The following is a 6,678-nucleotide window of genomic DNA, read 5'->3' as shown; positions in this document are numbered from 1 at the left end:
ACCCCCCCTCCAAATCCGCGTTGTTTTACACCCCCCCCAAACCCCCGGCCCCCACCACCCCCAAAAAAAAAAAAACCACAAAAACCTGTGGGGGGGCCCCACCCTAACCCCGCCCCGCCCCACTTGTGTCAGTTTCTAGCTCTCCAGAAACGCCTTGATACGCGCCAGAGTAGTTTCCATTCCGGTCTGCATCAGCTGATCTCGACCCCGACCGAGTAGGCCGCTACCCGACATCATGCGCACGTAAAGTGCGGGCGTCGCGTAGATCTCACGAGTCTCGGTGAGCACAGTGCCCGTTCCCGAAGGTTCGAGCACGTAGGTCCACCGCGCTTTCGGCTCGTCCGATTCGAAGGAGAACTTCCGGCAGTCGACCACGTCGACCACCGTGCAGTGCGTGCTCCAGCGAATCAGACCATGTTTGTTGGTGCCCTTGAACTTTGCACCAACAGTGCCCGGAGTTCCGGAAGTCCACGTGCCGCCGGTGTTTTCAGGACTGAAGCGACCCAAACCCTCGATGTCGCTGACAACCTTCCACACCGATACCGGCGTCGCCTCGATGTAGGCGCTGGCGGTCTCCACCCGCTACCGGCCCGGAACCCAGGACATGATCTTGATGGCGTGAGGCATGAGCTTTGCCCACACCTTGGCCGGAAGTCCGCGCGGTCCACCGAGATTCATGACGCGAGTGGTGGCAACGGTCTGCGGTTCGGTGTACTTGATCAGACCCTCGGCGCCGTGACGACGACCGACGCCCGAGACGCCCATGCCGCCCATCGGTGCTGCGGTGCTGCCCCAGGTGGGAGCGTAACCCTCGTCGACGTTGACGGTGCCGGCGTGAATGCGCGCTGCGATAGCTTCACCGGCAGCCTTGCTTCCCGCCCAAACACTGGCGTTGAGGCCGTATTCGGTGTCGTTGGCCTGAGCGATGGCCTCTTCGACGTCCTTGACCGGGTAGATCGAGACGAGCGGCCCGAAGGTCTCGTCGCGGTAGCACTCGGCGTCCTCGGGAACCCCGGTGAGCAGCGTGGGCTCGTAGAACAGCGGTCCGATGTCCGGGCGGGCCTTGCCGCCGGCAATGACGGTGGCGCCCTTGACGACTGCGTCGTCGACATGAGCGGAAATTGCCTTGACCTGCGCCTCGGAGACGAGGCTGCCCATCTCGATTCCGAATTCGTATCCGGCGGCGAGGTTCATCTTCTTGACGCGATCACCGAACATGCGGATGAACTCGGGTGCGATGGACTCTTCGACGTAGATGCGCTCGATGGAGATGCACAGCTGACCGGAGTTGGAGAAGCACGCACGCACAGCGGCGTCGGTGACCTCGCGCAGGTCTGCGCCGGCGGCGACGATCATCGGGTTCTTGCCACCGAGTTCGGCGGAGAAGCCGATCAGTCGACGGCCGGCCTGCTCGGCGAGGAGCTGACCGGTCGCGGTGGAACCGGTGAACATGAGGTAGTCGGTGTTCTCGACCAGCGCGGTGCCGACGACGGAGCCCGGTCCGGGAACCACGGCGAAGAGGTCGCGGGGCAGACCCGCCTTGTAGAGCAGTTCGACGCAGGCGAGCGCGCAGTACGGCGTCTGGCTGTCCGGCTTGAGGACAACGGCGTTACCGGCGAGCAGCGCGGCGACGGCGTCGGACACGGCCAGCGTCATCGGGTAGTTCCACGGCGAGATGACGCCGACGACACCCTTGGGCTGGTAGCGGACGACGGTCTTCGTCAGGCCCGGGAGCATGCCGGAGACGCGACGCGGACGCAGCAGCTTCGGCGCCACGCGTGCGTAGTGACGCGACGTCATCGAGATGTCGAGGACTTCCTCCTGAGCTGCGGTACGCGACTTTCCGGTCTCGGCCTGAGCCATGTCCATGAGTGCGTCACGGTTCTCGAGGATGAGGTCGCGGTAGCGGTGGAAGACGGCAGCGCGATCGAGGACTGAGCGCTTGGCCCATTCCTTCTGAGCGACGCGCGCGCGGGCGATGGCCGCAAGTGCGTCGTCGGCGGTGCCGACGGGGATGGTCGCCAGCTCCTTGCCGGTGAACACCTCGGTGATGGACTTCGTCGGGCGATCGGCAACATTGTCGATGGCGATCAGATCGGCGAGCCGCGAGAAGGTCGCAGCGGACGGAGCAGGCATTTCAGTACCCCTACTGGTGAGTAGTTCTTGGAGTTACACACAACTTACCCCGTCGGTGGTACCGATCACAGTGCCGAATCAGACAGAGTCAACCAATACTGCCTCTTTCGGACGTTTTGCGATCAACAACGACATGACTGCAGCGATCGCGCAGAGCGCGCCGGCCACCAAGAAGGCAGCGTCGTACGAGCCGATCTGATCACGAACGAGGCCGGCCAAGAAGGCCACCAGACCCGCACCGATCTGGTGCGATGCCAGCACCCAACCGAACACGATGGGGGCGTCGGCACCGAAGTGCTGACGGCACAGCGCGACGGTCGGCGGAACCGTCGCCACCCAATCGAGCCCGTAGAAGATCACAAACGCGATCATCGGCGGATTCACGGTGTTGGCGAGCAGCAGCGGCAGGAAGAGCAGCGAGATTCCGCGGAAGAGGTAGTAGATGCCGAGAAGTTTTCGCGAGTCCATCCGGTCGGTGAACCAACCCGAAGCAATGGTGCCGACCATGTCGAGGATTCCGATCAACGCCAACAGGGACGCGGCCGTGGTGATCGGCATTCCGTGATCGTGCGACGCCGGAACGAAGTGCGTTCCGATCAGGCCGTTGGTGCTTGCGCCGCAGATCGCGAAGGTGCCGGCGAGAAGCCAGAACACCTTGGTCTTCGACGCCATGACCAGTACCGAGATCGCGCGGGCTCCGGCGCCGCCGCGCTGATAGACAGGCTTGGCCGGTGGGGTGTAGTCGGCGGGCGCACCGTAGGGCGTCGTACCCACGTCGGACGGGTAGTTGCGCAGGAACAGCAGAACGAACGGCACGACGGCCAGTGCGGCGAACGAGACCGTGAATGCGACGCTCTTCCAGTCGTAGGTTTCGGCGATCTTCGCCAGGACAGGCAGGAACACCAACTGACCGGCCGCACCACCGGCGGTGAGGATGCCGGTCACAAGACCGCGCTTCTCGACGAACCATCGATCGACGATGGTGGCAACAAACGCCAGCGCCATCGAACCCGTGCCGAGGCCGACAAAGACACCCCACAGCAGGATGAGCTGCCAACTCGAGGTCATGAATATCGTGAGACCGCTACCGAGTGAAATGAGCGCCAACGCCGAGGTGACGACCGCCCGGATACCGAACCTCTCCATCAAGGCAGCGGCGAACGGAGAGGTCAGCCCGTACAGAATCAGGTTGACCGAGACTGCGGCGGAGATGCTGGCGCGCGACCAACCGAAATCCTCGTGCAGCGGATCGATCAGCACCGAAGGCGCGGCGCGGAAGCTCGCCGCACCGACCAACGCCAGGAACGCCACGATCGCGACGGACCAGGCGCGGTGAAAGCGCGGCGGGCTCACCTGCTGTTGGCCCGATTCGGGGAGAGCGGTCTCAGAAGTCACAGAGAAGATTCTGCAGTTCGGATTCGATCGAGAACAGTGGCCAGATTGCCAATATATGAAAGAATCAAGCCATGTCTGGTCCGCATCGCGTCGTCGTACTGGCTCTGAATGGAGTCATACCCTTCGAACTCGGCATCCCGGCGCGCATCTTCGGGCGTGCCCTCGACATCGAGGATCGGCCGCTGTACGAGATCCTCACCTGCACCGTCGATGGCAATCCCGTGCAGACCGATGCAGACTTCAGCATCTCGGTCGACCACGGGAGTGAACTGCTCGCCACCGCCGACACCGTCGTCATCCCCGCGTCGTACGAGTTGGGTCCGGCCTACGAAGACGGTTACCTCTCCCCCGAGTTGGCCGCAGCTTTCCAACACATCCGGCCGGGCACTCGGCTGGTCTCGATCTGCACAGGCTCTTACATCCTTGCCGCGGCGGGTTTGCTCGACGGACTCCGCGCCACGACGCACTGGCGCAACACCGACCATTTCCAGCGTGTCTATCCCAAGGTGAACGTGGATCCGGACGTGCTGTTCGTCGACGAAGGCCACATCCTGACGTCGGCCGGCGTGGCGTCAGGCGTCGATCTCTGTCTGCACATTGTCAGGCGCGACCACGGCATGGAAGTGGCGAACACCGTCGCGAGGCGCTGCGTCGTACCGCCGTGGCGCGACGGCGGCCAAGCGCAGTACATCCGGCGCCCCCTGGCCGACAAGCCTTCGGAATCGACTGCCGACGCTCGGCACTGGGCCCTCGAACATCTAGGCGAGCCGATCACCCTGGCGGACCTGGCGACGCGCGCCAACATGAGCGTCCGTACGTTCAGTCGCCGATTCCGCGACGAAGTCGGAACGACACCGAACCGCTGGTTGACCAGCAGACGTGTCGATCGAGCACGGGAACTTTTGGAGGAATCCGATCTGTCGATCGATGCAATTGCTGCTCGAACCGGCTTCGGGACTGCGACATCGATGCGTCAACACATGAACGAGGCCCTCGGCGTTTCACCGAGCGCGTACCGCCGCACGTTCAAGGCACCGGTGTAAGCGGCAGTACCAGGCACTATCCTGGAGACCATGGCCGAACAGACTCGCCCGAACTTCCCCCAATACTGCGGATACCTGCTGGGAAAGACGCTCCCCGACCGGTATCAGGACTGGGTTCGGAACGATCTGGTGGGCCCGGGGGCGCAGGCGCGCTACATCATTCGTTTCACAGTGCCGGCGACGCTGATTCTCCTACTGTTCCTCTTGATTCCCGGACCGATCTGGATCCCCCTGGCCATGATGGCCTTGCTGCTCATCCCGCTCGCGTACTTCGTCGTGGCGCTCGGCACCATCTACCGCCGTCACCGCCTACTGAGCCACGGACTCGATCCCGAACTGCTCGACGAGAAGGCCCAGCGCCGCGCCGATCGCACTCGCGAGGACTACGAGAAGCGGCACGGTCGCTGAGCACTCCTCAGCGGAACATCGTCACTGCGGCCTTGGCGAGGACCTTCGGATCCTTCTCGTAGTGATGCATCTTGGTGAGCTTGTCTTCCGGAATCCCCAGGAACTTGTAGACGGCCACTTGAGCGCAGCGCACCGAGTACTGCTCGGTGAACACCATGTCGAACGGCAACTCCGCGAACTGACTGATGAAGGCCAAATTCTTGGAGTGCTTCGGCACCACCAGCGGCCGGTCGCCGACGGCGCGCCGATTGAACAGCGCACTGGCGTAAGGCATATGGCTGGGAATCGAATTCACGACGCTGTCCATGATCTCTTGTCGACGCGCGGCGAGCGCACCGCTCTCGTCGAGCGCTTCGAGGTGTCCGAGCGTCTCTTCCAGCATTTCCCGGCCGGTCATCTCGATGAACGGCTTCTTCACGTAGTCACCGTTCTTGCGTGGGAACAGACAGTAACCCCAGAAGACCCCTTCGTTCTCCTTCTGCGCGTGATAGTGCGGCTGATGGTGAACCACGATCGACAGAAGGACGTTCGAGTCCACGAACGTGTTGAGCGCATTTCCGGGGAGCTGCTTGGTGATTCGGGAAATCTCGTTGATGAGTTCGTGTGACGAAGTGGTGACGGTGAAGCTGGTCCACTCACTCTGCTCCCGATCCCCGAAGAACTTGTCGGGATTCCCGAGGTCGTAGAAATGCTCGGTAGCCTGCTTCCACAGCAGTGCACTCGGCGCGTACCTCATGTCTTCCACGATCGGGGTATCCAGATCGCCGATCGACGAGCTGTCGGTGATGCTGCCGTTGGTGTCGAAGACGAAATCGCCCTCCGCTACGTCGATTCGGCCCTTCTCACCGGTGCTGACGTTTTCGTAGTCGAGTCCCGTCACGATGATCTCGTCCCGAAGCGGAGTGTCCTTGAACACGAACTCCGTGATCTTCAGTTCGTTGACGAACTTCACGCCCTTGCCTTCGAGGAAGGCCCGCATCGGTAAGATGATGCTCTCGTACTGGTTGTACGGCGACCTGGTGACACCGGCGAGCGTCTGAATGCGACTGAACTCGAGAATCATTCGGTTCATGTACCGGCGAAGCTCCATCGCCGAACTCACCCGCTTGAAAGCAAATGTGGTCTCCCACATGTACCAGAAGTTGGTGGTGAAGAAGTGCGGAGTGTCCTCGAACCACTGCTCGATGCTGATATCGTCCAACTTTGCCTCGTCCGACTCCGGCAACGTCATCAGCTTCGTCAACAAGTAGCGATCCTTGTTGTCGAATTGCATGTGCTTGTAGTCGTTCTCACCCTTGTTGCGGATGCCGTCTCGGTCGATCAACCGTGCAACGTCGTGCGTCGGATGTGCGTGGTCGAAATCGAGGATGTCATCCGTTACCGATTTTCCCGGGTTGTCCAGCGACGGAACCGCACTCAGCACGTCCCAGAGGTTCTCGTAGGTCTCCTCGTTGAGCATGCGCCCGCCACGGTTGATGAAACCCGCGTCGTTTCCGAGCTCGCGATGACCGTACTGGTGCTGGAAGGTAGCGGCAGATTCGCCGTCGTTCGCTCCGTGCATGTCCAGACCCATGATGGTGATGTCCGCACCATCCCACTCACCGTCTCGAATCAAATAGATCGCCGCCGAAAGGTTTCCGATGCCGGCGCCGATCATGTAGGCCTTGTGAGACAGCTTGGAAGACATTAGGTTTCG

General features: G+C 62.0%; 6 protein-coding genes. 2 read left to right on the top strand and 4 right to left on the bottom strand.

Annotation, left to right across the window (positions count from 1 at the left end):
• Nucleotides 1–135: 135 nt before the first annotated feature.
• The 3 genes from ACFQ6H_RS00290 to ACFQ6H_RS00280 all read right to left on the bottom strand — a co-directional run bounded on the left by ACFQ6H_RS00290 (nucleotide 136) and on the right by ACFQ6H_RS00280 (nucleotide 3,531).
• Nucleotides 136–579, bottom strand: a complete 444-nt coding sequence (locus ACFQ6H_RS00290) for an SRPBCC family protein (RefSeq protein WP_378642501.1) — start codon at nucleotides 577–579, stop codon at nucleotides 136–138.
• Between the two features lie 3 nt (nucleotides 580–582).
• Nucleotides 583–2,136 (bottom strand): succinic semialdehyde dehydrogenase, encoded by a 1,554-nt coding sequence (locus tag ACFQ6H_RS00285; RefSeq protein ID WP_378536334.1) that lies wholly within the window; start codon nucleotides 2,134–2,136, stop codon nucleotides 583–585.
• A gap of 78 nt (nucleotides 2,137–2,214) precedes the next feature.
• The gene (locus tag ACFQ6H_RS00280) at nucleotides 2,215–3,531 is read right to left on the bottom strand and encodes an MFS transporter (RefSeq protein ID WP_378536332.1); all 1,317 of its coding nucleotides are present in this window, start codon (nucleotides 3,529–3,531) and stop codon (nucleotides 2,215–2,217) included.
• Between the two features lie 71 nt (nucleotides 3,532–3,602).
• On the opposite strand from ACFQ6H_RS00280, the gene ACFQ6H_RS00275 reads away from it, so the two are divergent.
• Together ACFQ6H_RS00275 and ACFQ6H_RS00270 are read left to right on the top strand one after the other, a co-directional pair.
• Nucleotides 3,603–4,574 (top strand): GlxA family transcriptional regulator, encoded by a 972-nt coding sequence (locus ACFQ6H_RS00275; protein WP_378642498.1) that lies wholly within the window; start codon nucleotides 3,603–3,605, stop codon nucleotides 4,572–4,574.
• Nucleotides 4,575–4,604: 30 nt separating this feature from the next.
• Complete coding sequence (locus tag ACFQ6H_RS00270) at nucleotides 4,605–4,982, top strand: DUF5313 family protein (RefSeq protein ID WP_003943558.1); 378 nt, start codon at nucleotides 4,605–4,607, stop codon at nucleotides 4,980–4,982.
• Nucleotides 4,983–4,989: 7 nt separating this feature from the next.
• Here the strand turns inward: ACFQ6H_RS00270 and ACFQ6H_RS00265 are convergent, their stop codons facing one another.
• Nucleotides 4,990–6,669 (bottom strand): oleate hydratase, encoded by a 1,680-nt coding sequence (locus ACFQ6H_RS00265; protein WP_378642495.1) that lies wholly within the window; start codon nucleotides 6,667–6,669, stop codon nucleotides 4,990–4,992.
• Nucleotides 6,670–6,678: the final 9 nt, after the last annotated feature.

Origin of the sequence: Rhodococcus sp. NPDC056506 (assembly GCF_042794945.1) — a bacterium.
Lineage (GTDB): Bacteria > Actinomycetota > Actinomycetes > Mycobacteriales > Mycobacteriaceae > Rhodococcus_F.
The sequence above is the reverse complement of the archived record's forward strand: the minus strand, read 5'-3'. Positions and strand labels throughout refer to the sequence as shown.

Bases quoted from the DNA above. Each gene is read 5' to 3' on its own strand.
- ACFQ6H_RS00285 (WP_378536334.1), bottom strand. From the start codon at position 2,136: ATGCCTGCTCCGTCCGCTGCGACCTTCTCGCGGCTCGCCGATCTGATC.
- ACFQ6H_RS00275 (WP_378642498.1), top strand. From the start codon at position 3,603: ATGTCTGGTCCGCATCGCGTCGTCGTACTGGCTCTGAATGGAGTCATA.
- ACFQ6H_RS00270 (WP_003943558.1), top strand. From the start codon at position 4,605: ATGGCCGAACAGACTCGCCCGAACTTCCCCCAATACTGCGGATACCTG.
- ACFQ6H_RS00265 (WP_378642495.1), bottom strand. From the start codon at position 6,669: ATGTCTTCCAAGCTGTCTCACAAGGCCTACATGATCGGCGCCGGCATC.